The sequence below is a fragment of the Pirellulales bacterium genome (assembly GCA_033762255.1).
Classification (GTDB): Bacteria; Planctomycetota; Planctomycetia; order Pirellulales; family JALHPA01; genus JANRLT01.
Window position 1 is genome coordinate 37,383 of sequence record JANRLT010000020.1, and the last position, 23,637, is coordinate 61,019.

Here is a 23,637-nt window from a genome sequence, read left to right on the forward strand (position 1 = left end):
GTTAAAAATATTTCATTTGATACCTCATGTTACAGAAATCCGCCGCGCGCTAGGGGCCAAAGATCTCCCGACCGCGACGTTCATCCATTTTTCTCCAACAAAGAAAGTGCCGCCATGTTCCGCTTATTGCGAATGTTCGTTCGACTGACACTGCTGCTGGCGTTCTGCGCGACAAACCGACTGGCACTGGCGGCTTGTCCGCACTGCGGCGGCAATGTCCCCTGCCATTCCGTCTGCCGCTTGGTCTGCGAAGAGAAAAAAGTGGAAGTCGTCTGCTGGGGCTGCCAAGTCGAGGAATTTTGTCTGCCGGGACCCAGCCACCCCGGCTGTCAGCATGCCGAAACGGTGTGTGACTTTTGTGATGAAGCGGCGGAAAAAAATCCCACCCATTCTAAGCCAAAATTGTTTGTCTGGACCGACTGGATTCCCGGTTGCGCGACGGTTCACACAAGAAAAAAGCTCATGAAGCGGACCATCACCCGCACGGTCCCCAGCTATAAGTGGGTGCTGGAGGATATCTGCGACCAGTGCGAGTCCAAGCTGCCGCAGGCGCCGGTCCCCGCCACGGCCAGCATCCCCGCTCCCCCCCAACTGGCGGCGCCGGTCAAAGTATTGCCCGTGGTGCGGGAACAGACAAAATAAGTTCTTGGCGATAATATTCAGACTACAAGCAAAAGATTGAACAAAAGTAAACGATGTCAGACCGGAGGATTTTTTTCCCTCTTCGTTCCCTTCGTTCCCTTTGTTTAAAAAATAAGAATGAATTAAACAGGAGGTAGCAAAGTTAACAGAGGGGGGAATAACTGATGCATTTTCTCCGTTCCCTCCGCTCCCTCCTGTTCAAAAAAAATTTATATTCACCCCGCGCTGATTGACCCTTGCCAAAAAACCGAGTTAAATAAGTTGGTCAATCCTTCTTTACTCCGGGGTGTGCTATGCGCTTGGCCAAGTTGAATCGCACGTGGGCGTGTCTGTATCTATGCGGGTTGTTTGCGCTAGCGGGTTGTGGCGCCAAGCCCGCCGCCAATCCCAACGCCCCGGTCCAAGCCATGACCAATCACGGCGCTCCCGTGACCATGGCCGAGGCGGAGGAATTTACCAAAAAACTCGATGCGGCGCTCCTGGCCAGTGATATGGCGGCCTTGAATGAACTCATTCCCACCGAGGAAATCCTCCTGCACGGGGTTAAAGGGCTGAATGCTTCGGATGCATCCATCCAAGGCTTTATCCGGGGGATGCGCAAATCCGGCGGCATGAGCACGCAATTAGCCGATGTGGTTCAATCTGGCGGAGTGTACAAACTCTTGCGAATTCGCGACGTCAACCGCCGCCCCCAACCCATCTATCGCATGCAAACGCCTGATGGAGCTGTCAATTACCATGAATATTCACTGATTCGATATCCCAATGGCAACATCGGGGCGGAAGATGTGTACATCATGCTCATGGGCGAAACCTTTGGGCAGTTCATGCGCCGGTTGGCGATCATGGGCATGGCGATTGACAACAAAAGCATCTTTGCCAGCTTTTCCCCGGAAGATCAGTTGTATGTGAAGCATCAAAAGGAAATCATGCGCGTCCTGGAGGGTATAAAAAGCGCGGGCCCGCCCACGGGCGCTTACCAGAATTTCCGCGCTTTGCCAGTGGAACTACAAAAAAGCAAGGCATTTCAGGTTATTGGATTGCAACTGGCCCAAAAGGTGGGAAACGATGAATACCTGCAGCAAATGAAGGATTATCAACAATTTTTTCCCGATGATCCGTCGCTCTCCCTGGTGCAGATCGATTATTTTATCTTAAACAACATGAACCAGGAATTGTATGATAATGTGGTCAAATTGGAGACTGCGCTCGGGGGAGACCCGTATTTAAAACTATATAAAGCTTATGCGCTGTATGCCCTGGATAAAGCCGCGGAAGGTCAAAAGGTATTTGCCGACGCTTTCGCGGAAGATAGCTCGCTGCAATCCCATCTAGTTAATTATGTGGGCTTGCTTATTATGCAAAAGAAGCACGCCGCCGCCGTGCAATTGATCAAATGGGGAGAAGGTGAAAAATTTTTAGAACTTGACTTGGCGAATTTACGTGAAAATCCCGAAGCAAGCGACTTTGTCGCATCACCGGAGTTCGCTGATTTGGAAAAATGGTACACTGAGAATTAATCAAAGAGCCAGGAACTTTTCTCACATCTCACTCAACTTAATAATTGCCATGCGCAGCTTATTCGTATTCATTTGCTGCTGTTTGGCAGTAATTGAATCGCACAAATCAACGTTCGCCGCAGATTCACCCCCGCCAACGGCCACCGCACGATCCGCCGCGCACTCTGCACCTCCCCCCCTCACGACCCTCGACTCCTATTTCCCGTTTGCCGTCCCCCCCGACCTGCCCGCGTGGGAGGCTCGCCGCAAATCCCTGCGCCACCAGTTGCAGATTTCGCTGGGCCTGTGGCCCTGGCCCACGGTGCGGCCACTACCCCCTGTAACGGTCCACGGCAAAGTCGAACGCCCAGAGTACACGGTCGAGCGGGTCATTCTGCAGTCCTTTCCCGGTCATTTTGTCACCGGTTCGCTCTATCGACCGCGGAACAAATCAGGCCGACTCCCCGCGGTCCTCTCGCCGCATGGGCACTGGCAAAACGGGCGGTTTTATGCCGCGCCTGAAAATGAAATCGCGGCCCAACTCAAAAACGGGGCGGAGGAACTGGAAAACGCCGCCCGGCACCCCTTGCAGGCCCGCTGCGTCCATTTGGCCCGCTTGGGTTGTGTGGTATTTCATTATGACATGCTGGGCTATGCCGATAGCGCGCAAATTCCGCAGGAGGTGGCGCACGGCTTTCGCGCGCGGCGCAAAGCCGCCGAACAGCCTGACAACTACGCGTTTTTTAGCCCCCAGGCCGAATCCCGCCTGCAAACGATCACCGGCCTACAAACGTGGAACTCGTTGCGGGCACTCGACTGGTTGGCCAGTTTGCCGGATGTGGACCGCCAGCGGATCGGCGTGACCGGCGCCAGCGGCGGCGGCACACAGACGTTTCTTTTAACCGCGCTGGACGACCGACCCGCCGCGGCCTTTCCCGCCGTGATGGTCAGCACCGCCATGCAGGGGGGCTGCACCTGCGAAAACTGCGCGTACCTGCGCGTCGGGACCGGGAACATCGAACTGGCCGCCCTTACCGCCCCGCGACCCCTGGGCCTGACTGCCGCGGACGATTGGACCAAGGAAATGGAGACCAAGGGCTTTCCCGAACTGAAACAACTCTATGGCCTGTATGAAAAAACCGACCGCGTGGAACTGCATCCGTTTTTACAGTTTGGGCACAACTATAATTCGCCCAGTAGACATGCGATGTACGCATTTTTTAATAAGCACCTCAAACTCGGGGCCGCCGATCCGATCCGCGAGCGCGATTTTCAGCCGCTGACGATCGAAGAAATGACGGTCTGGAGCGGAACACACAAGCGCCCGCTCCCAAGTGTGGAGCATGAGGTGGATTTATTGCGTGTCTGGCGGGAGCGGGACGAGCAATTGCTGCGGCCGCTGTTGGATGTGCGCGACAAGAATGCTTGGCTGCGATTTAAGCAAGAGTTGGGCGGGGCGTGGCGGGTGCTACTAAACCTCCAGCCCAATGAATCCCACGTGAAAGCCGTCATAAAGCCCACTTGGACGGAAATCTCGCGAACTCCGGGCGTGCTGGTCACCCTGCGGGGGGAGATCGAATCGCTTGCCGGGACATCGGTTGAAAAGACTTCCCCTGATAAAACTAGAAGAACATCCGTAACCCGGTTGCAACCCCCGCGGGTGGAACGAGTGGTGGTGTATGCCACGCCCCGGGCCTGGGACGCCGCGGAGCATGAGCAACGCTTGGCGGAACTGCTGCACGCCAACTGTGAAGTCTGGATTCCCGACTACGCCGAGCGCGCCGCGCAAGCCGCTGCTGGAGAAACGTTTCGCCAGCGCCGCGTCCCCCAGGATCGCGACTACGCGGGATACACGTTTGGCTATAATCCGCCGCTGTTAGCGCAACGGTCAGGGGAACTGGCCAGTGTGATTACCGCCGCCAACCAGGAGCATGCCCAGTTGCCTATCATATTATGGTGCGAGCCGCTGGCCGCGCCGGCGGGCCTGGCCGCGCGGGCCATCGCGAGAGAACAGCTTTCGGCCAGTGTGATCGAAACCGGAGGGTTTCGGTTTAATGCATTAGCCGATTTTGATCATGCGGACTTTTTGCCCGGCGATGTCAAGTACGGCGACGTACCGGTCTTGGCCGCGCTGGGCGCGCCGAGCGCGCTCTGGCTGGTGGAGGAACCGGCGGTTGGGGATAATCCAGCGAATACACCACCAAGGGCCAACGAATGGCAAATCACCCGCGCGGCGTATAAGGCTCAGGACCGGGCCAAGTTCTTACGTATTGAACTATTGCCGGATAACGCCAAGCAAGCTGCCACAGCGGTGCTAGACTGGATGCAAAGCGTGAAGTGAGTCAGGCGATCGCACGCGGATAAAACTACGATAGAACGGGGATGATACAGATCGGATAGATTTGCATGGATCAGATGTGAGATAGTAGTTTCATAAGCAAATTTTGTCATTTGGTTTTAAATCCGCGCATATCGGTGTATAAAAAACTTTAGCCACGGATCGACACTGGTTTGCACGGATCAGAAATGAGATTTAAAATTTCAAATTTGAGATTTCAGATTCGAGTACCTTGTGCCGAGCCTACCCCTGATCAGTGTGAATCTATATTATCAGCGTCATCCGAGTTCCAGTCTTAAGAAATACGATAGAACGGGGATGATACAGATCGGATAGAATTGCATGGATCAGATGTGAGATAGTAGTTTCATAAGCAAATTTTGTCCATTCGTGTTTCATCCGCGCCTATCCGTGGCTAAAAAACTTTAGCCACGGATCGACACTGGTTTGCACGGATCAGAAATGAGATTAAAAATTTCAAATTTGAGATTTCAGATTTATGTACCGCATTTCCGGTATTCTTCTGATCTGTGTCAATCAATAAAATCAGTCTAATCAGTGTCCTAGTCTTAATTGAGGCAGCGGTTACCACGGCTCCTGCCGCCAGCCGCGGACTTCCAGCCCCACGTCGGTCCAGCGGATACGGACCGCCCCCACTTTGGCCAGGTGCAGCGTTTTTGCTCCCGCCGACTCATAAACGGCGATGGTGCGGTCAATGACATCGTACAGCCCGCTGCAAAAAATCACATACCTCGGTGCGGCCCACTTGGCCAGTCCCTCGGGATCATGGCCGTAGCTGCCGTGATGCGGAGCCTGAAGCACAGCGGCGGTTAGTGGCGGTTGCTCCAGCATCCGGGCCAGGCCCGTATCCTCTAGGTCGCCGGTCAGCAACACGCGCTGGCCCGCGTGCTCGATTGCTAGGACCAGGCTATTGGCGTTGTCGGTTTCGCGATTGGTGCGCGAGGCCCCGACGCCGCCGGTGGGGGGGTGCAACACCCGCAGGCGAATATCATTATCGCCGGGATAAAGCTCCATTCCTCCCCGCACGATCGTGACCAGCGCGCCGGAATCCGCGATCGATTGTTGCAAAATTTCCACTGCGGGAGCTATCGTGCCATCCGCGCGAGGTTGCCAGAGCTGCTCGGTCGTGATGATTTGCGTGACGGAAAACCGCCGCAATAGTTCCGGCACGCCGTTATAATGATCGGTGTCCGCGTGGGAAATGATGACCGCATCCAACCGCCGCACGCCTCGGCTGCGCAGGACCCCCTCGACGGAGCGTTGCGCCTGGATTGGCGCGCCGATTCGGCCGCAATCGTACAACAGCGTCCGTCCGTCGGGATACTCAATAATCGTTCCCCCGCCATGCCCCACCGCGACAAAAGTCACCCGCAACCCAGGCTCGCGCTCTCGTCGCCAGAGTGCTTCTCCCCAGCCCGCCGCGCAGTACACTATTAGGCACGCCCCGGCCCACTTCCATCCCACCCAATAGCGGAACGCCGCCCACAGCGCCAATAGCGTATAAAAGCCAATCAACCACGCGTCGCTGGGACCGCTGGTCCAAAAGTGGCTGCCGGGGGTCCGCGCGGCCAGATGGACCGTGTGGCTAATGATGCCCAGCGCGGTGTCGCTGAGCCAGCCAAACAAACTGGCCAGCCACGGCGCCCACCAGCCAGTGGCGAGCACTAAAAATCCGCAGATCATCGCGACCGACACAACCAGGCTGAGCGCGAGGTTCAAAAACAATCCCGCGGGTGAGACCAAGTAAAACCGGCTCATTGTCAGGGGCAGGGTCACCAGCCAAATCAGCACGCCGCTGATGATCCCAAACAGCAGCCACAGGCCCAGCCGCATCCCCCAACGTTCCAGCGGAGATCTGAGCCGCAGCACCAACCGCTCTAAAGCCGAATATTGCGTCGGCCCCGACCACACATCCGCCAGCCAACAAAGCACCCCCATCGACAAAAAAGATAATTGCGGCCCGGTGCGGAATAAATCGTTGGGGTTGAGCAGCAACACAATCATCGCCGCCAAGCCCAGCGAATTAAACGCCAACCCCGGTCGGCCAATCAATAACGATAAACAGACTATCCAGACCAGCACGGTGGCCCTTAGCGCGGGGGGTTCACTATCGGTCATCAGCGTGTACAACATCGTCAACGCCGCCACCAGGAAGAGTGCCCATCCCCGCGGCAGCCATCCGATCCGCAATCCCCAAAACAGCCCCCAGGCCAACAAACCCACGTGCAAGCCGGAAATGGACAGAATATGGATTGTGCCGGTTACCAAAAATTCCTCGGTTTGTTCCTGGGGGAGGAGTTCGCGGCTGCCCAGCAGAACCGCGCTGGCCAGTCCGGCCTGCTCGTGCGACAGATGTTCCCACAGTAGTTGATTGCCAAATTGTCGCATCCGCGCCAGCCAGGTGGTGGGCCAGTACCACTGCGCCCGCTTGCGAATGGTGATCCCCCCTAACATGTCGCTTTTGATCCGGCAAAGCTGCCAATCCCCGCGCGCATGCGCGGCAAAATCAAATTCCCCCGGATTCAGGGGAGGCGCGATCGCCTCGATGAATCCCAAGATGCGGACCTGATCCCCCGGCTCCAACTGGCTAAGCAAGGTTTGATACCTGGTAATGGCCGCGTTATCCGGGGAAGCGTCTGGCAGGCGAAAATCGAGCTGGGTTTCGACTTGGCAAATGGCCCGGCCCGAGGCCTCGCGCATGGAAAGTCCATCGCGCAGGGCAATGGCCGATATTTCAAAGCGGGTGCGCGTGCTGGCCGCGGCGGGGGCCAGGGGGTTTTTGAGTCCCGGAGGGGCCACGCGGGGCGCGGTCAAAATTTCCGCCTCGAGCACAATCGGCTGCGACAGTTCGGTCGCGTACAAGCCGATCTCGGTCGCGGGATAGACGCGCCAGCATTGGATTTGCCAGGCGCCGCCGGCGGCCGCAATCGAGCATAACAGCGCCCCCGAGCCAAACGTAACCCAGCCAATCTTGCGGATAAAAAAGGAAACCACCGCCAGCGCCGCGGCCGCGGTCCACCACGCCCAATAGTCGCCTCCCAGCGCGCGGCTGGCGGCGATACCCAGGATGAATACGGTGGCCACCAAGACCAACGGCTGAGCGCGGGGCGGGCGGCGCAAACGGGCTAAAAGTTCGCGCCACCACCAGACCCAGGGATTGCCAGAGGATTCAGCCGTGGCTGGTTCGAGCTGGTCCCCGATCCCCATGTTTCAGTATCCGCGCCTAGGTGAATTGCCGCTACCGCCGCTAAGCAGCCGCTTGCCTGAAAGATGTAAAAAAGCCAATATTAAATGGGCCGAGCCGCCAGTTGTCGCCACACGTTTTGCAGGATGCGTCCCGCCGCCGCGGTATCCTCCGCGGTCACATCCAAATGCGTCACCGCCCGAATCATTTGCGGCCCCAAGGAGAGCACTAATAACCCCTGTTCGCCGCACAATCGTGAGATCTCCGCCCCCGTGGCTAACACGGGGTCAATCTCAAATATCACAATATTTGTCTCCACCCGCGGTGGATGCAAACGGCACCCCGGCAACGTGGCGACTATCTCCGCCAGTTGCCGCGCATGCTCATGATCCTGGGCCAGACGGTCGATATGGTGTTCGAGCGCGTACGTCGCGGCGGCGGCCAGCACGCCCGCCTGGCGCATCGCCCCGCCAAATAGCTTGCGGTGCCGCCGGGCTTGCTTGATCAAATCCCGTGGGCCAGCCAGCGCGGAACCGACCGGACAGCCCAGCCCCTTGCTAAAGCAAATACTGACAGTGTCAAAATGGCTAGCCCAATCACGCGCGGAAATGCCGCTGGCGACGACCGCGTTAAAAAGCCTGGCCCCATCTAAATGCGTGGCCAGGCCATTTTGGCGCGCCCAGGCGACGCAATCGGTCAGCGCCACCAGCGGCCAAACCTTTCCGCCGCCGCGATTGTGGGTGTTTTCCAGACTGAGCAGCCGCGTGCGGACGCAATGGTCGTTTTCGGGGCGGACCAGGCCAGTTAACTGAGCCGGATGAAGGACGCCGTATTCGCCGGGAAGCGTGCGGATGGCCAGCCCGCTCAGTTGGGCGTAGGCCCCTTGCTCATAATTGTAAATATGGCAACCGCTATCACAAATAAACTCATCCCCCGGTTGGCAGTGCAGTCGCAGGCCAATTTGGTTGGACATGGTCCCCGACGGCATAAAGAGCGCGGCTTCCTTGCCCAAAATGTCCGCCACCCGAGCTTGCAATTCATGCAAACTGGGATCGTCGTCAAAGACATCGTCGCCGACCCGCGCGGCGGACATGGCGGCCAGCATCCCCGGCGTGGGCCGGGTGACCGTGTCGCTGCGAAAATCGAGGGGGCGGGTCATTGTGTTGTAGGTTCCGTCCGCCGGACGGGACTGACGGGAGATGGGGGATGTGGCATGAGCATCTTGCCCATGAGAGACAGGGGACGGAAGGGGTGCGAGGGGGGCAGGGTGGTAGCTTGGGCTTTAGCTCGTAGCAGAGTGAGGGGAGTAACTTGTGGTTTTCAATTCGTAATTTGTAATTCGTAATTCACCATTAAGATACCCCGCTGGTAGTCCGTGACACAAGGATTTTGTCGTTCCAGAGTGAACATTTTTTCGGGGGAGAGTGCTCTTTATGGTAAACCACGACTCCGCCTGTAAATTTCAGCAAACTTGCATTAAAATGTGCCCAAAGCACGGACTTGCCGATTGTTTATCCTTATCGCAATTTACCAGCGGACTGACGTCCGCCGCTCGCCACATTCCTCCCGTCTCTCACCCCCGACCCCTCTCCCCTGCCTCACTAACTCCCGCCTCCCGTACCTACATACCAAATCCCGTCAGGCGGACGGGACCTACTACCTTACCCCTAGCCCCTCCCACACATGCCCCTCAACAAATATTCCGCCCGGATCACCCAACCCAAGTCCCAGGGAGCATCACAGGCCATGCTGTACGGCACCGGCCTACAACCCGCTGATATGGACAAGGCGCAGGTCGGCATCGCCAGCATGTGGTACGACGGAAACACCTGCAACATGCACCTGAATCAACTGGCCGATGAGGTCAAAGTTGGCGTGCAGGCCGCGGGCATGGTCGGGATGCGGTTTAACACGATCGGCGTGAGCGATGGTATTTCCATGGGGACCGAGGGGATGAGCTTTTCCCTGCAGTCGCGCGATCTAATCGCCGATTCGATCGAAACCGTCATGGGTGCCCAGTGGTACGATGCCCTGGTGGCGATCCCCGGTTGTGATAAGAACATGCCCGGTTGTGTGATGGCGATGGGCCGGCTGAACCGTCCGGCGATCATGCTCTATGGCGGCACAATCAAGCCCGGCTATACGGGGGATACGCCGCTGGACGTGGTGAGCGCGTTTCAGTGCTTTGGCGAGTGGCTGGCCGGACGCATTAGCGAGGAAAAACGCCAAGAGATCGTTCGCTGTAGTATTCCCGGCGCGGGGGCCTGCGGCGGCATGTACACCGCCAACACCATGGCCAGCGCGATCGAGGCCCTGGGCATGTCGCTCCCCTATAGCAGTTCCACGCCGGCGGTTGATCCGCTCAAGCGGGACGAATGCCGGCGAGCGGGGGCCGCCATCAAAAAACTGCTGGAACTGGACCTCAAGCCGCGCGACATCATGACCCGCGCCGCGTTTGAAAACGCCATGGTCGTGGTCATGGCGACCGGTGGCTCCACGAATGCGGTATTGCACCTCATCGCCATGGCCAAAAGCGTGGATGTCCCCCTGACGATTGACGATTTCCAACGCGTCAGCGACCGCATCCCCTATTTGTGCGATCTCAAGCCCAGCGGCAAGTATGTCTTTGAGGATTTGCACAAGGTGGGTGGCGTCCCCGCGCTCATGAAATACTTGTTGGCCCAGGGTCTGTTGGACGGCTCGTGTATGACCTGCACGGGAGTGACGATGGCCGAAAATCTGCGCGCGGTGCCGGATTTGTCCGCGGGACAGACCGTGGTGCACCCGCTGGAAAATCCGATCAAGCCGACGGGGCATATCCGCATCCTGCGCGGCAACCTAGCCCCCGGCGGCGCGGTGGCCAAAATTACCGGCAAAGAGGGGCTAACTTTTACCGGCACGGCCCGCGTGTACGATAGCGAAGAAGCGATGCTGGCGGGGCTGGAAAACAACGAAATCGTCAAAGGGGATGTCATTATTATCCGCTATGAAGGCCCCAAGGGGGGGCCTGGCATGCCGGAAATGCTCACACCCACGAGCGCGATCATGGGCGCGGGGTTGGGGGCGGATGTGGCACTGGTGACGGATGGGCGGTTTAGCGGCGGTTCGCACGGTTTTTTGATTGGGCATGTCACACCGGAAGCGCAAGAGGGGGGGCCAATTGCGCTGGTGCGGACGGGGGACCGGATCACGATTGACGCGGCGGCGAACACGATGGACGTGGAACTAGGGGACGCGCGGAAGACCGAGCAGGAACTGGCCGCCCGCCGCGCGGCGTGGAAGGCCCCGCCGCTGAAGGCGACCCGCGGCACGCTGTATAAATATATCAAGAATGTGCAAAACGCGAGCGCAGGTTGCGTGACGGATGAATGAATGTAGTAGGCACGGTCCCCGTGCCGTCTTGCATCGTACTAGGCACGATTTTCTTGCCGTTAACTGACGAAAATGACAATCACACGACGGCTGCGGGACGCAGCCTGCTATTTTTACGTAGCAGGCACGGTCCCCGTGCCGTCTTGCATAGTACTAGGCACAATTTCCTTGCCGTTTACTGACGAAAATTACAATCACACGACGGCTGTGGGACGCAGCCTGCTACTTTTTACGTAGCAGACATCGTCCGGATGCCGTTCGGTATTGTTTTCAGTTACATTTTTTGAGCCATCATCGAGCTGGGGCTAAGGCAGTCCATGTGCCGTTTGAGTGATTTTTGGCCTAAAATCACGCATAGCCAATTTGCGGCGGTGGGTAGCCTACCAAATTGAGAAAATTTCCTTGCATCCCGCCGCGTCGCGCGGTATGGTAATTTTGCTTTTCTGACTGGCGTTTCTCCGTCGCCGGTTTTGTTTGTGGAGTTGATCGGCGTTGGGTTGGGGCGATTCTTTCCTTTCTCGGAACAGTCAGGAGAAGTTATGCGCACGCGTTCTTGGACAATGATGGCGGCGGTCGCGGTGATTCTATGCGGGTTGGCGGTCAACTTTTGGCCGCAAGGGCTGGCCGTTGGGCAGAGCCAAGCAGTGGAACAGGGCCAAGCAGTAGAGCAGGGGGGTCTTACGCCACCGGCGGGGACATTTTCCCCGGCGGGGAGCGATCCGTTTGGCTCGCCGGGTGGTTTGCCACAACAACCCACGGCACAACAACCGGCAGTACAACCCGCTGCGCCGCAGCCCCCCGCCGTCCCGCCGCAACTAGTGGATGGGATCGGCTTTGTCGGGGTCAAGCCGCAGGATAGCCCCGATTGGGCGGAACTGACCGACGAGGAAAAAATCGAACGAGTGCTGGACGCGCGGGTGGTCGTGGAGTGGCAGGAACTGCCGCTGTGGGAAATAGGCGTCATCCTCACCCAAGCGACCGGCGTCAATGTATTGCCGGACAAGAAAGCCCTGGCGGATGAAAGTTACGAATTGGATAAGCCGCTCTCCATCACGATCCGCCATCCGCTGCCTCTCAGGCAGGTGCTGGCGGATTTATTGGCCGAGCACGATTTGGCGTTTGTTATCAAGCATGGCATGGTGAAACTAACAACTCTTAATTCCGCCACAAATCACCTCATCACAAAAGTGTATCTAGTTCATGATTTGATAAACCATCCATCTCCTGACAATCCCTATGACCATGACGAAATCATCGAACTTATCACCAACACGATCCGCCCGGATGTCTGGAAAGAAAATGGCGGCCAAGGCAATCTTGGTCCGCATGAAAATTCCGACAGTTTGGTGGTTTCCACACAGGAGCACGTCCACCGCGACATAGCCGAACTCCTAGAGGAACTTCGCGCAAAACAGGCGGAGTTGAAAGCCGACGGCAAAACCACCCAAGCGCCCCCCATCGATCCCAATACCCCCGTGCAACGCATCTATGAATTAAATTTGATTGAAATCAAAGATTCGGGCATGGTGGCCGACCGCATGATTGCGATTGCCGAAAATCTGAAGAAAGTTGTGGCTCCCGCGTCTTGGGAGTTTGCCGATAACCGACTGCATATTATTGAACGGTCGCTTGTGATCCAGCAAACCCCCGCGATCCACGAGAAAATCAAAAAGCTCCTGAGTGAGTTAAAATTAACTCCCCATAGTGTTCCAACCTACCCGAACTCAGCTTATCAGTATCAAGATTTTAATTTTAGCGGTAAATAATTCACGAGTCGGGCGCTCAACTACTCCGCGCAACGAAGGCGGTATTTTTAACACACCCGAACCGACGTCCGTTAACAAGTGAGCAATCCTCGTCTGGACCAACCGCATGCCCTGCAGCAAATTAGCCGCTGGGCTCTAGCCCCGGTTGTACAACGGCAAAATCCATTCCAACCGCCACTTGCGCGGGTCGGCTGAATACCCACCGCACTTTATGTTAAATCAGCCGTCATGCGCTAACCTCGGTTGTATGCGGGAATTACGAATGAAAAATTAAGAGATGCATTCGGCCATTCCGCTTTCTTCATTCCTACTTCTCATTTCCCCCACGGGGGGCTTGGCGCGTCCCGCGCACCTCCGCTCCCCCGCACCCCGCAACCAGTTTTTCCCACCCCTGCCAGGCCTGATTCGGCAACAGAGTTGCCTCCTACAAATTAACGTCGCTTGACCGATCATCATCCGAAGAGGCATCCACCTGATTCGGCAACAGAGTTACCTCCTACAGATTAACACCGTTCCTCGTTCCCGCCCGGCGGGCTGGACCTACCCCATTCCCGTCCGGCAGACGGGATCTACAATGCGTTCCCGTCCGGCGGACGGGATCTACTTTAGCTCCCGAATCCGGATATTCCGGAATCGCATTTCGCTGCCGTGCGTTTGCAGTTGGATCGGACCGGTTTTGGCCAGCGGTTTGCCCCGTTCGTAGTAATTGTCCATCGTCGCGTTATCGACTACTAGCTTGTCGTTCAGATACACCGTGACATGCTCGCCGGTCATTTTGATCCGCATGGTGTTCCATTCGCCGATCGGGTTGTCCGCCTTGACCAGCGGAAATTTGCCATTCTGGACATCGCTATTGTTCCATAGCGCCCCCGAGCCTTTGTCGGCCCCGTTGGTCCGCTCGTTGGCGTTCCCCGGATCCCAAATTTGCACTTGCGGATACCCCCGCAGGTAAATACCGCTATCCCCCCCCGCGGCCATCATTTTCCATTCCAGTTCCAGTTCAAAATCGCCATAGTCTTTTTCCGTGGTCAGATACACCCCGTGGCCATCATTGACGATCTCGTCATTTTCCACCTTCCAGTGCTGCATCTTGTCAGCATTGGCCGACTTCTGCGCGGCGGCCCGTTGGGCCGGGTCCATTGCCTGCCATTCCAGCGGGTTCACCATCCCCTGCCCCCGCCAGCCCTGCAGGTCCTTGCCATTAAAGAGCACCACCCACTCCGGCTCGGCGGCGGTGGCGGCCGAGGGGGCCCAGCCCAGCGGGCTAAATAAACCGGTGAGGCACGGAGGGACGATCATCAGCATCATCCCCAGAACAAGCGTTTTTGCAGCCGACATTGGTTTTCTCCCGTTGGGCGTAATAATTGTGGGTTTCCGGACATAAAGGGCCGTTGCCGAGGTTCTCTTGGCCAGCCCCGGCTGCGTACCAGTTCGCCGTGAAGGCCGTTTTCCTGTTTTTTGGCGACCCGGCAACGCCGTATCTTAAAATGTCACCCCGCCGATCGCAAATCAATTTTTTACCATCCCAATGGGGAAAATTTGCTATTAAGGGGGCATTTTAGGAAAAGGTCGGAACAAAAAAGTTTGCCCGGCGTCAAATTTTTTGGCCTTATAGGGCAAGATGGGGCCTCCTAGAGCGAAAAATTTGCCGAAAAAGCCGAAGGAGGGCTCTACCTTGTCAAAATTTGCCCCCCTGCTTATCCCGCTTTGTGCAAACTCTTTACCAAGAAGTTACACTAGTATGGTGGTATTTTCGTTCACCCCATGAGACGATTAATTCCTGCCTCTGTTATTGCATAGAAACCTAAGGTGCGGCATGAAACGCGTTTTTCGCATGACTCAGTTGGATGGTTTATCACTTTCGCTGGCTGCGGCCGTGCTCTTGGGCTGTTGGCAGGCGGTAACCCTGCACGCCCAGGTGGCGGAACTTCAGGTCATCCAGGTGCAGGCCGCGCCGGCGGATGCGCCGCTGCCTCCTCCCCTCGCTGGGCCAGGTGACCCAGTTGTGGGCCCCCCGACAGACGCAGTGCCCGCGGAAACGCCCGGTGAACATGCCCCGGACAATTCCGCCGAAAAGCCCTCCTCTGAAAATAATCAAGAAACCGAACCAGAGCCAATGCCGGCGATCATGACGCCGCCGCAAGATCCAGACGTTATCAAATTGAGCCTGATGGACGGCTCGATTCTCACGGGCAAGCTGGCATTAAAGGAATTGATCGTAGAGACCCAATACGGCCAGCTCAATGTCCCCGTGACCAATATTCGCAGCTTTACGCCGGGTCTTTCCAGCCATCCCGCCCTGGGCAAGCAAGTGGCAACCTGGATTGCGGATTTAGGCTCGGCAAATTTTAACGATCGCGAGAAAGCCCAAAAAGGCCTGTCCAAGCTGGGGCCCAGTATTCGCCAAGAACTGGAAAAATACCAGGCGGATAGCGACACCGAGCGCAAGAACCGCGTGTTGGCGCTCTTGTCCGAATTTGACGAACTGGCCGAGGCGGATGCCATGCTGGGGGCACAAGATGCCGCGTGGAACGTCCAGCAGCGCGACGTGATCGAAACGGTGGACTTTACCATCGTGGGCAAGATCGTCCCGCAGTCCTTTGCCGTGACCAGTCAATATGGCAATCTGACGATCCAACTAAGCGACATTCGCAAGGCCCACCGCGAGCAAGTCCGCAAAGAAGACATTCGCCAGAACCTCTCGATTGACGCGTCGCACTTTGCCCTTAAAAATCCCCTTAGTACACCGATCAAGCTGGAGCGCGGGGATCAGGTCTTTATCACCGCCGAGGGGACCTTGCACATGCAACCGTGGGGAAACGGGGCCAGCTCCAATCCCGATGGCAACCAAAATTACGGTTGGTTCATGGGGAATCAGATTCCCATGGCGGCACTCGTGGGCCGGGTAGGAAATAGCGACCAATTTGTCAAATTTGGCAGCAAGCACAACTTTACCGCGGAAAAGGCGGGCGTTTTGCAACTGGCCATCGGCATGCAAAACGACTATCAGGAAAGCCAATTCCCCGGCAAATATAACGTGAAGATCCGCGTGGTGAAGAAGCAGTAGTATGGGAGTTTGGAGTAGTGGAGAACTAGAGTAATGGAGAAAAAGCATACTCCATTCCTCCAAACTCCACTCCTCCACCTAGTGCCGCAGCTTCTTATACTTAAACCGATGCGGTTCATCGGCGGCCATTCCCAGGCGTTCCTTGCGCTGGGTCTCGTAAGCGTCAAAGTTGCCGTCGCACACATGGACATAACCGTCCCCTTCAAAGGCGATGATGTGCGTCGCCAGGCGGTCGAGAAACCACCGGTCGTGGCTGATGACAACCACGCAGCCGGCAAAGTTTTGAATCGCTTCCTCCAGCGCGCGGAGGGTGTCCACGTCCAGGTCGTTGGTCGGTTCGTCCAGTAACAGCAAATTGCAACCCCGTCGCAGCAGCTTGGCCAGGTGGACGCGGTTGCGCTCCCCGCCGCTCAGGTTGCCGACCTTTTTTTGCTGATCCTGGCCGGTAAAGTTGAACCGGGCCAGGTACGCGCGGGAGTTGATCTTACGCCCCCCCATTTCCAGCATGTCCAGCCCGCCGCTGACCTCTTCCCAAACGTTTTTATCTGGGTCGAGGGCGTCGCGATTTTGGTCCACATAACCGATCTCGACGGAATCGCCCACGCGAAATTCGCCGCTGTCGGGCTTTTCCTGGCCGGTGATCATTTTAAAGAGCGTCGTCTTGCCCGCGCCATTGGGACCGATAATACCCACAATGCCGCCGGGAGGCAGCCGGAACGAAAGATTCTCGATCAGCACATTATCGTCAAAGGATTTGCTGATATTTTTCGCTTCGACGACGAGCGTGCCGAGCGGCTTGCCCGGGGGGATTTGAATTTCAAATTCCTGGTCGCGATCCTCAAACTTTTCAGCGGCCATTTTTTCGTAGGCGCTGATGCGGGCCTTGCTCTTTGCCTGGCGGGCCTTGGGAGAGCTGCGAATCCATTCCAACTCGCGCTCCAGGGTCTTTTGCCGGGCGGCGCTCGCTTTTTCCTCTTGGGCCAGGCGTTTTTGCTTTTGTTCCAGCCAACTGCTGTAGTTCCCTTCCCAGGGGATACCGCGGCCGCGGTCGATTTCCAGGATCCATTTGGCCACATTGTCCAGAAAATAGCGATCGTGCGTCACGGCGACGACCGTGCCCGGGTATTCGGCCAAGTGGTGCTCCAGCCAGAGGATGCTTTCGGCGTCGAGGTGGTTGGTCGGTTCGTCCAAGAGCAACAGGTCAGGCCGTTCGAGCAGGATTTTGCACAGGGCCACGCGCCGCCGCTCGCCGCCGCTCAGCTTGGACACATCCGCGTCACCGGGGGGAAGGTTCATCGCGTCCATCGCTATTTCCACCGTCCGGTCGAGTTCCCAGGCGTTGTGGAACTCAATTTGATCCAGCACACGGGCCTGCTCATTGAGCAGTTTTTCCATCGCGTCAGGTTCCAGCGGCTCGCCCAATTGGGCGTTGATTTCGTCATAGCGGCGCAGGATGGCGCGGACGGTTTCGACCCCTTCCTGGACATTGCCAAAGACGTCCTTGTCGGGATTGAGGCGGGGTTCTTGCGGCAGGTAGCCGCGGGTAAAGCCATCCGTCAGGCGGGATTCACCGTCAAAGTCCTGGTCCCAACCCGCCATGATTCGTAAAAGCGTGCTTTTACCAGAGCCATTTCGTCCCAGCACGCCAATCTTGGCACCCGGATAAAACGACAGCCAGACATTTTTTAGGATTTCTTTTTGGCCATGCTTTTTGACCAAATCGCACAATTGATAAATATATTGGGTGGACATAAGGGGGCACTTGGCGAAAGGGGGTAATCCCATCCGCCGGACGGGACAGGAGTTGCGGGAAGGACGTGATAGGGTCTTATAGCGAAGGTACGTAATTTTAGCCAAAGTAGCAGGGGACTGGCGAGGGGGCGGGAGCGAGGTGTACAGGAAGAGGCGGGAAATAGCGTCAACCCCTCACGCGGGGTGGAGGGCGACTTTCCCCTTGCCAGACGCCCCGTTGCTACCCCACAATACTATTCTGCATCCCACTTATACAAAACTTCCCGGCGAACGGAGTCAGTCTGATGCCCTTCCGCGATCAATCCTTACAATCCACAAGTTCATGGGTGGTGTGGGAATCATGCCTGCCACGATTATCCACCCCGTGGTTCTCTCGTCTGACTCAGGCTGGGCTTTTGTGCCTATGGGCCATGTACCCGCTTGCGCTTTCCGCACAAAGAACTGGCCCAGCGACAGCAAAAACCGCCAAGCCCACTCCTTTAGCAAACCAAGCCCCCATGAATCTGCCCACGCCCACCGCCACCGGCCCCGCCACGGGATTGATTCCCCGCGCGGTTTTGTTTGGCAATCCTGACAAGGCCGCCGCCCGCATCAGTCCCGATGGCAAACGGCTGAGTTTTTTAGCCCCGGTGGATAATGTGCTAAACATCTGGGTGGGGCCGATTGACGATCCCGACGCGGCCAAACCGGTGACACAGGATAAAAAGCGGGGGATTCGCTCGTACTTTTGGGCCTTTACCAATGAACATTTGCTGTACACGCAGGACGCTGACGGCAATGAGGACTGGAACGTCTACGTGGTGGACCTAAAAACGGGCAAAACCACGAACTTGACCCCCATTAAGGGGGTGCGGGCGGAAATTCAGGAAGTCAGTTATAAGTTTCCCAACGAAATCTTGATCGGGTTGAACCAGCGCGATCCGCAATACCATGATTTGTACCGGCTGAATATTCTTACCGGCGAGAAAACACTCATACAAGAAAACCCCGACTTTGCGGGTTTTCTTACCGATGAGGATTATCGCGTGCGCTTTGCCAGCAAGCTGACGCCCGATGGCGGATCGCTCTTGTTTGAGCCGGATGGCCAAGGGGGCTGGAAAGACTTTATGAAAGTCGGGATGGAGGACGTGATGACCACTTCTCCCGCCGGTTTTGACAAGACTGGCAAAATTATGTACCTCATTGACAGCCGGGGGCGGGATACCGGCGCGCTCAAGACCGTGGACCTAAAAACGGGCAAGGAAACCCTGGTAGCGGAGGATCCCCGCTGCGACACCGGCGGCATCATGGCCCACCCGACGGAAAACACGATCCAAGGGGTTTCGTTTACCTATGATCGGACGATTTGGAAGTTTTTTGACAAGGCCGTGGAAGCGGACTTTGCCGTATTGCGTAAAGTGGCCAATGGCGAAATCACCGTCAGCAGCCGGACGCTGGATGATAAAGTTTGGATCGTGGCGTTTCTCATGGATAATGGGCCGGTACGCTATTATGTGTATGACCGCGCGACACAAACGGCCCGGTTTTTATTTACCAACCGCAAAGCGCTCGAGGGACTCCCCCTGCAGCCGATGCAATCGCACGTGATCAAGTCGCGCGACGGCCTGAGCCTGGTCAGTTACCTGACCCTTCCCCCTGGCAGTGACGCCGACCAGGACGGCATTCCTGATAAACCGGTCCCCATGATCTTAAATGTGCATGGCGGTCCCTGGGCCCGCGATGGCTGGGGATTTGACCCCGAACACCAACTGCTGGCCAATCGCGGTTACGCGGTGCTGAGCGTCAACTTTCGCGGCTCGACCGGCTTTGGCAAGGGGTTTGGCAATGCCGGAAATAAGGAATGGGCGGCTAAAATGCACGACGACCTGCTGGACGCCGTCGATTGGGCGGTGGAGAGAAAAGTCGCCGATCAGGATAAAGTGTGCATCATGGGGGGGAGCTATGGGGGCTACGCCACACTGGTAGGGTTGACCTTTACTCCCGAGAAATTTGCCTGCGGCGTGGATATTGTCGGTCCGTCCAACATTGTCACCCTGCTCAACACCATTCCTCCTTATTGGGCGTCGGGGTTGCAAATGTTCAAGGACCGCGTCGGGGACCACACCACCGACGAAGGGAAAAAGTTTTTGGAATCGCGCTCGCCGCTGAACTTTGTCGAGCGGATCAAACGTCCGCTGCTGATCGCGCAAGGGGCCAACGACCCGCGCGTCAAACAAAGCGAAGCGGATCAAATAGTGAACGCCATGACCAAAAAACACATCCCCGTGACGTATGTGTTGTTTCCCGATGAGGGGCACGGCTTTGCCCGGCCCAACAACAGTCTGGCGTTCAATGCCGTGACCGAGGCTTTCTTGGCCGTCCACCTCGGGGGCCGGTTCGAGGCGATCGGCGACGCTTTTGCCGGTTCGACGATCCAGGTTCCCACCGGCGCGGCGGCGGTTCCAGGTCTAGTCCAGGCATTGGAACAGCAGAAACAGCAACCCGCGGCGGACTTGCCGGAACCAAAGTAATTACGAATTAAAAAATTACTAATTACTATTGGGGTATCTCAAATTTGAGATCTGAAATTTGAGATCTGAAATCTAAAATCCCAATTACATCGCCGTCCAAGTTGAACTTGCTATTCCACACCCCTCTTTCTTGAACTTCTTTTTCATTCGCTTTAATTGTGATTTCCCGCCACTCCACTGTCGGTCCGTATGCGGTCGGTCCCCAGGAGCGGTTGTTGCTCATTGCCGGTCCTTGCGTGATCGAAAGCCGCGAACTTTGCTTGGACATTGCCCGGCGGTTGCGGGACATCTGCGCATCCTTGCCGATCAATCTGGTCTTTAAGGCCTCCTTTGACAAAGCCAACCGTTCCAGCGGCGGGTCGTATCGGGGGGTCGGTCTGGCCGCAGGGCTAGATGTCCTGGCCGCGGTGCGAGACGCCACCGGCCTGCCGGTAACGACCGACATTCACGAATCCGACCAGGCCGCTCCGGCGGCCGCGGTCTGCGATCTGCTGCAAATTCCCGCGTTTCTCTGCCGCCAAACAGACTTGCTGGTCGCCGCCGCCGCAACCGGCAAGGCCGTCAACGTCAAAAAAGGGCAGTTCGTTGCCCCCTGGGACATGAAAAATGTCGTTGCCAAACTGCACAACGCGGGCTGTCAAAACGTAATGCTATGTGAACGGGGAACGTTTTTTGGTTATGGGCGGCTGGTGAATGACTTTCGCTCCTTGCCCGAGATGCAATCCTTTGGCGTGCCGGTGGTGTTTGACGCCACCCACAGCGTCCAGGAACCCGGGGGCCTGGGGAATGCCACCGGCGGCAACCGGGAAATGGTCGAGCCGCTCGCCCGCGCTGCCCTGGCCATTGGCGTCGAGGGGCTATTCCTGGAGACGCATCCCGATCCCGACCGTTCCCCCAGCGATGGGCCCAACATGGTGCCGCTGGATCAATTGCCGGCAGTTTTAAACCGCTTATTACGCTTTCGCGAGGCGGAATGGGAATGCCGCGGCACGCAAGCTAAATCTTCATGAAAACCTGAATATATATGTCCCCCATCCGCGCTCTGAACACTATCTTGCGATTCCCCCTTAACTGGCGGGAGATGGCCTTCGCCGGCGGTTCCTGTTCGACCTTATTCCATCCCTGGATTTGGGGGGGTGTTTTGTTTCTGGGCTGTTTTCTCCTCTCGGGTTGCACCTCTCGCCCATCAAACACCCCGTCAAAAACGATTTCTCAGCGTTCGGTCGCCCAGGACCGCCAGCAGGTGATATTAAGCCTGGTCGAAACGGTGGGAAATTGGCATTTGGCGCTGGACACTGAAAATCAGCGCAAGCTTGTGCTTGACCGGTTGAATGAATGGGCGAGCGCGTCCACCAACCAACCCAAAAGCATCAACTGGGAACCTTCGGCATTGGCGGCAAGGCTGCCTATCAACCTGCGGCAGCTACCCAGCATGGCCGATTTGGGGACCGCGCGTTTTACCAAGCCCGACGTGGATGCCATGCGCGAGGCGACTTGGCTAAATTCCATTTCCCGGCGAATTGCCGAAGCACCATTGTCAAGGCAGCCGGCCGCGACGGCGGACGAATCATCCGCTCCGCGCGAACGCCAGGTAAAATTGGCAACGGCGCTTTTTGACTGGACGATTCGCCAAATCGCCCTGATAGAACCAGAATGGCAAGCGCAAAACGCGTCCCCACTGGCCCGGTGGCGGGCGCAAAACGAAATTCCCCTGGACCGGCCGCAGATATTGTATACTCCCTACGAAACCGTCCTGGATGGACGGGGAACCGCCCTCATGCGCGCGGCGGTCTTTTTGGGTTTGGCCCGGCAAGCCGAATTAGACGCCGTGTTAATCGGCCTGCCCGACGAGCAAATCCTGGGACGGGTGCGCCCTTGGCTGATTGGCGTGCTAGTCTCAGGAGATTCCTCCCCACAGGCAGACAACGCACAAACAGCCGCCTCTACCGCTGACGCCACTGGCGCGGCCGCCGGTCAAACCACACCCGGCCAGGCATCCGCGCCGCTGGATGTCATTTTATTTGATCCGCTGTTGGGATTGCCGTTAACCGCCGCCAATGAAAAATATATTACTCTGGCGGAATTGCAAAAAGATCCCGCCCTGTTGCAATCCTGGAATATCGGCGACTTCACCTATCCCGCGCCGACGGCGGAACAACTGGCCCAGGTGGTGGCGCTGATCGACGCCCCCCCCGCGACGCTTACTCGGCGAATGCGCCAGTTGCAGGCGGATTTTCCCGAGCGGTTGCGGCGAATTTTAGCCGTGGACACGGCGCGGCTAGCCGATGCAACTCGCCAGGCGGGAATCGAGCGGGTGGAATTGTGGTGGCAGCCCTTGTTAGTGGCGGCGGCCCGCCAGCAACGAGATCCCCGGTTGCTCAACGCCATGGGCGTCGCGCTCGAGGGATTTGAGGCCAGCATCCCCGAACCAGACGAAGACGAAAAAAACCGTCGGCGGGCCGAGGATTTTTCGGATTGGGAAAGAATGGAAATCCTCAACAATCTCGACCCCGTCACTGGCGAGTACAAAGGAAGCGCCCGTCCGCAAAAGACTAAAAAATCGGTCAAGCTGCTGCAGCGGGGGCGACTGCTGCAATTACGCGGCGAATATTTAGGCAGCGGGAGCTTGACGGCCCAGGTCGCCGACACCCCCCATTCGGCCGAGAGCGACTATTTAACCGACCGCGGAGCGATCTTTTGGCTGCAACTCGCGCTATTGCCGCAAGAACTGGAACAGCAATTATTATTGGACCAGCAGCAATTGGGCTATTATGAATTGCGTCGCGACATGAATCTGCGCGCGACGCTGTGGCTGGGGTTAATCCAGGCCGACCGGCGGGAATACGCCGCGGCGGTCCGTTATCTGGCCGAAAACCAACAGCGCAGTTGGCTCAACTGGCGCGGCTCGGCGACTTACAATTTTGCCCGCGCGCACGCCGCGTGGGCGGAAAGCCTGCTGACAACGGAGGCTAGCGACCGTGACCACCAAGCGGCGATTGAACACTACCGGGCGGCAATAACGGCATTGCAAGGAGACAAGTCGGCCCAGCGGGAGGGAAATATGCTATTAGCACGGAAGTATGGCGAGCGGGTGAAAGCACTCGAATCGGGCGAAGGGTTGGGCAGCGAGTAGGGGAGAACCCTCACCCCGGCCCTCTCCCGATGGAGAATTATTTCAAAAGGGAAGCCCGCGCTCGGGAGAGGGAGGAACACAAACCCTTCTCCCCCTGGGAGAAGGTGGCGAAGAATGAGCCGGATGAGGGGACGGGGGAAGTGTGAAGTACGAATGCAGAATGGAATATAAAGAATTTGCCGCGAAGCGGTAATGGATCATAGCCGTGGGTGTCAACCCACGGTTCGGAAATCCCCAGCAACACAGAGCCGCGTAGTGGCGAAGTTGTATTTGGTGGCGTTCAAATGCCGCCACGAGAATAGACTGACGCCGCCGCTGCGCGGCTAGGCATCAAATCCATTGCGCGACCGGGG

13 protein-coding genes are annotated in these 23,637 nt (G+C 57.2%); 9 read left to right on the forward strand and 4 right to left on the reverse strand.

Annotated features, from left to right (window positions below; genetic code table 11):
* Positions 1-114 precede the first annotated feature (114 nt).
* From SFX18_05345 to SFX18_05355, 3 genes are all read left to right on the forward strand, one after another.
* Positions 115-642 carry a hypothetical protein gene (locus SFX18_05345; protein MDX1962557.1) on the forward strand — a complete coding sequence of 176 codons (528 nt, stop codon included), beginning with the start codon at positions 115-117 and terminating at the stop codon, positions 640-642.
* A gap of 293 nt (positions 643-935) precedes the next feature.
* On the forward strand, positions 936-2,162 hold the full coding sequence (locus tag SFX18_05350; GenBank protein MDX1962558.1) for a hypothetical protein: 1,227 nt from the start codon (positions 936-938) through the stop codon (positions 2,160-2,162).
* 49 nt (positions 2,163-2,211) lie between these two features.
* On the forward strand, positions 2,212-4,482 hold the full coding sequence (locus SFX18_05355; protein MDX1962559.1) for an acetylxylan esterase: 2,271 nt from the start codon (positions 2,212-2,214) through the stop codon (positions 4,480-4,482).
* Positions 4,483-5,064: 582 nt separating this feature from the next.
* On the opposite strand, the gene SFX18_05360 is transcribed toward SFX18_05355, so the two are convergent.
* A complete protein-coding gene (locus SFX18_05360) occupies positions 5,065-7,707 on the reverse strand; it encodes a ComEC/Rec2 family competence protein (GenBank protein MDX1962560.1) in 2,643 nt (880 codons plus the stop codon).
* Between the two features lie 80 nt (positions 7,708-7,787).
* On the reverse strand, positions 7,788-8,843 hold the full coding sequence (locus tag SFX18_05365) for a GntG family PLP-dependent aldolase (GenBank protein MDX1962561.1): 1,056 nt from the start codon (positions 8,841-8,843) through the stop codon (positions 7,788-7,790).
* Positions 8,844-9,367: 524 nt separating this feature from the next.
* Here SFX18_05365 and ilvD point away from each other — a divergent pair.
* Both ilvD and SFX18_05375 read left to right on the forward strand, forming a co-directional pair.
* Complete coding sequence (gene ilvD / locus SFX18_05370) at positions 9,368-11,056, forward strand: dihydroxy-acid dehydratase (protein MDX1962562.1); 1,689 nt, start codon at positions 9,368-9,370, stop codon at positions 11,054-11,056.
* Between the two features lie 539 nt (positions 11,057-11,595).
* A complete protein-coding gene (locus tag SFX18_05375; GenBank protein ID MDX1962563.1) occupies positions 11,596-12,822 on the forward strand; it encodes a hypothetical protein in 1,227 nt (408 codons plus the stop codon).
* A gap of 600 nt (positions 12,823-13,422) precedes the next feature.
* On the opposite strand, the gene SFX18_05380 is transcribed toward SFX18_05375, so the two are convergent.
* The gene (locus tag SFX18_05380) at positions 13,423-14,160 is read right to left on the reverse strand and encodes a DUF1080 domain-containing protein (protein MDX1962564.1); all 738 of its coding nucleotides are present in this window, start codon (positions 14,158-14,160) and stop codon (positions 13,423-13,425) included.
* 478 nt (positions 14,161-14,638) lie between these two features.
* Between SFX18_05380 and SFX18_05385 the strand changes: the two genes are divergently transcribed.
* Entirely contained in the window at positions 14,639-15,889 is a 1,251-nt protein-coding gene (locus SFX18_05385; protein ID MDX1962565.1) for a hypothetical protein, read from the forward strand.
* 78 nt (positions 15,890-15,967) lie between these two features.
* Here SFX18_05385 and ettA read toward each other — a convergent pair whose 3' ends face one another.
* Complete coding sequence (gene ettA, locus SFX18_05390; protein ID MDX1962566.1) at positions 15,968-17,641, reverse strand: energy-dependent translational throttle protein EttA; 1,674 nt, start codon at positions 17,639-17,641, stop codon at positions 15,968-15,970.
* A gap of 497 nt (positions 17,642-18,138) precedes the next feature.
* Between ettA and SFX18_05395 the strand changes: the two genes are divergently transcribed.
* The 3 genes from SFX18_05395 (at position 18,139) to SFX18_05405 (ending at position 23,284) form a co-directional block, all read left to right on the forward strand.
* Positions 18,139-20,151 carry a S9 family peptidase gene (locus SFX18_05395; GenBank protein MDX1962567.1) on the forward strand — a complete coding sequence of 671 codons (2,013 nt, stop codon included), beginning with the start codon at positions 18,139-18,141 and terminating at the stop codon, positions 20,149-20,151.
* 158 nt (positions 20,152-20,309) lie between these two features.
* Positions 20,310-21,161, forward strand: a complete 852-nt coding sequence (gene kdsA, locus SFX18_05400) for a 3-deoxy-8-phosphooctulonate synthase (protein ID MDX1962568.1) — start codon at positions 20,310-20,312, stop codon at positions 21,159-21,161.
* Positions 21,162-21,205: 44 nt separating this feature from the next.
* Complete coding sequence (locus SFX18_05405; protein ID MDX1962569.1) at positions 21,206-23,284, forward strand: hypothetical protein; 2,079 nt, start codon at positions 21,206-21,208, stop codon at positions 23,282-23,284.
* Positions 23,285-23,637 lie beyond the last annotated feature (353 nt).

What these genes read in the sequence shown, in the direction of transcription:
- SFX18_05345 (MDX1962557.1), top strand. Translation starts at nt 115, where the DNA reads ATGTTCCGCTTATTGCGAATGTTCGTTCGACTGACACTGCTGCTGGCG.
- SFX18_05350 (MDX1962558.1), top strand. Translation starts at nt 936, where the DNA reads ATGCGCTTGGCCAAGTTGAATCGCACGTGGGCGTGTCTGTATCTATGC.
- SFX18_05355 (MDX1962559.1), top strand. Translation starts at nt 2,212, where the DNA reads ATGCGCAGCTTATTCGTATTCATTTGCTGCTGTTTGGCAGTAATTGAA.
- SFX18_05360 (MDX1962560.1), bottom strand. Translation starts at nt 7,707, where the DNA reads ATGGGGATCGGGGACCAGCTCGAACCAGCCACGGCTGAATCCTCTGGC.
- SFX18_05365 (MDX1962561.1), bottom strand. Translation starts at nt 8,843, where the DNA reads ATGACCCGCCCCCTCGATTTTCGCAGCGACACGGTCACCCGGCCCACG.
- ilvD (MDX1962562.1), top strand. Translation starts at nt 9,368, where the DNA reads ATGCCCCTCAACAAATATTCCGCCCGGATCACCCAACCCAAGTCCCAG.
- SFX18_05375 (MDX1962563.1), top strand. Translation starts at nt 11,596, where the DNA reads ATGCGCACGCGTTCTTGGACAATGATGGCGGCGGTCGCGGTGATTCTA.
- SFX18_05380 (MDX1962564.1), bottom strand. Translation starts at nt 14,160, where the DNA reads ATGTCGGCTGCAAAAACGCTTGTTCTGGGGATGATGCTGATGATCGTC.
- SFX18_05385 (MDX1962565.1), top strand. Translation starts at nt 14,639, where the DNA reads ATGAAACGCGTTTTTCGCATGACTCAGTTGGATGGTTTATCACTTTCG.
- ettA (MDX1962566.1), bottom strand. Translation starts at nt 17,641, where the DNA reads ATGTCCACCCAATATATTTATCAATTGTGCGATTTGGTCAAAAAGCAT.
- SFX18_05395 (MDX1962567.1), top strand. Translation starts at nt 18,139, where the DNA reads ATGAATCTGCCCACGCCCACCGCCACCGGCCCCGCCACGGGATTGATT.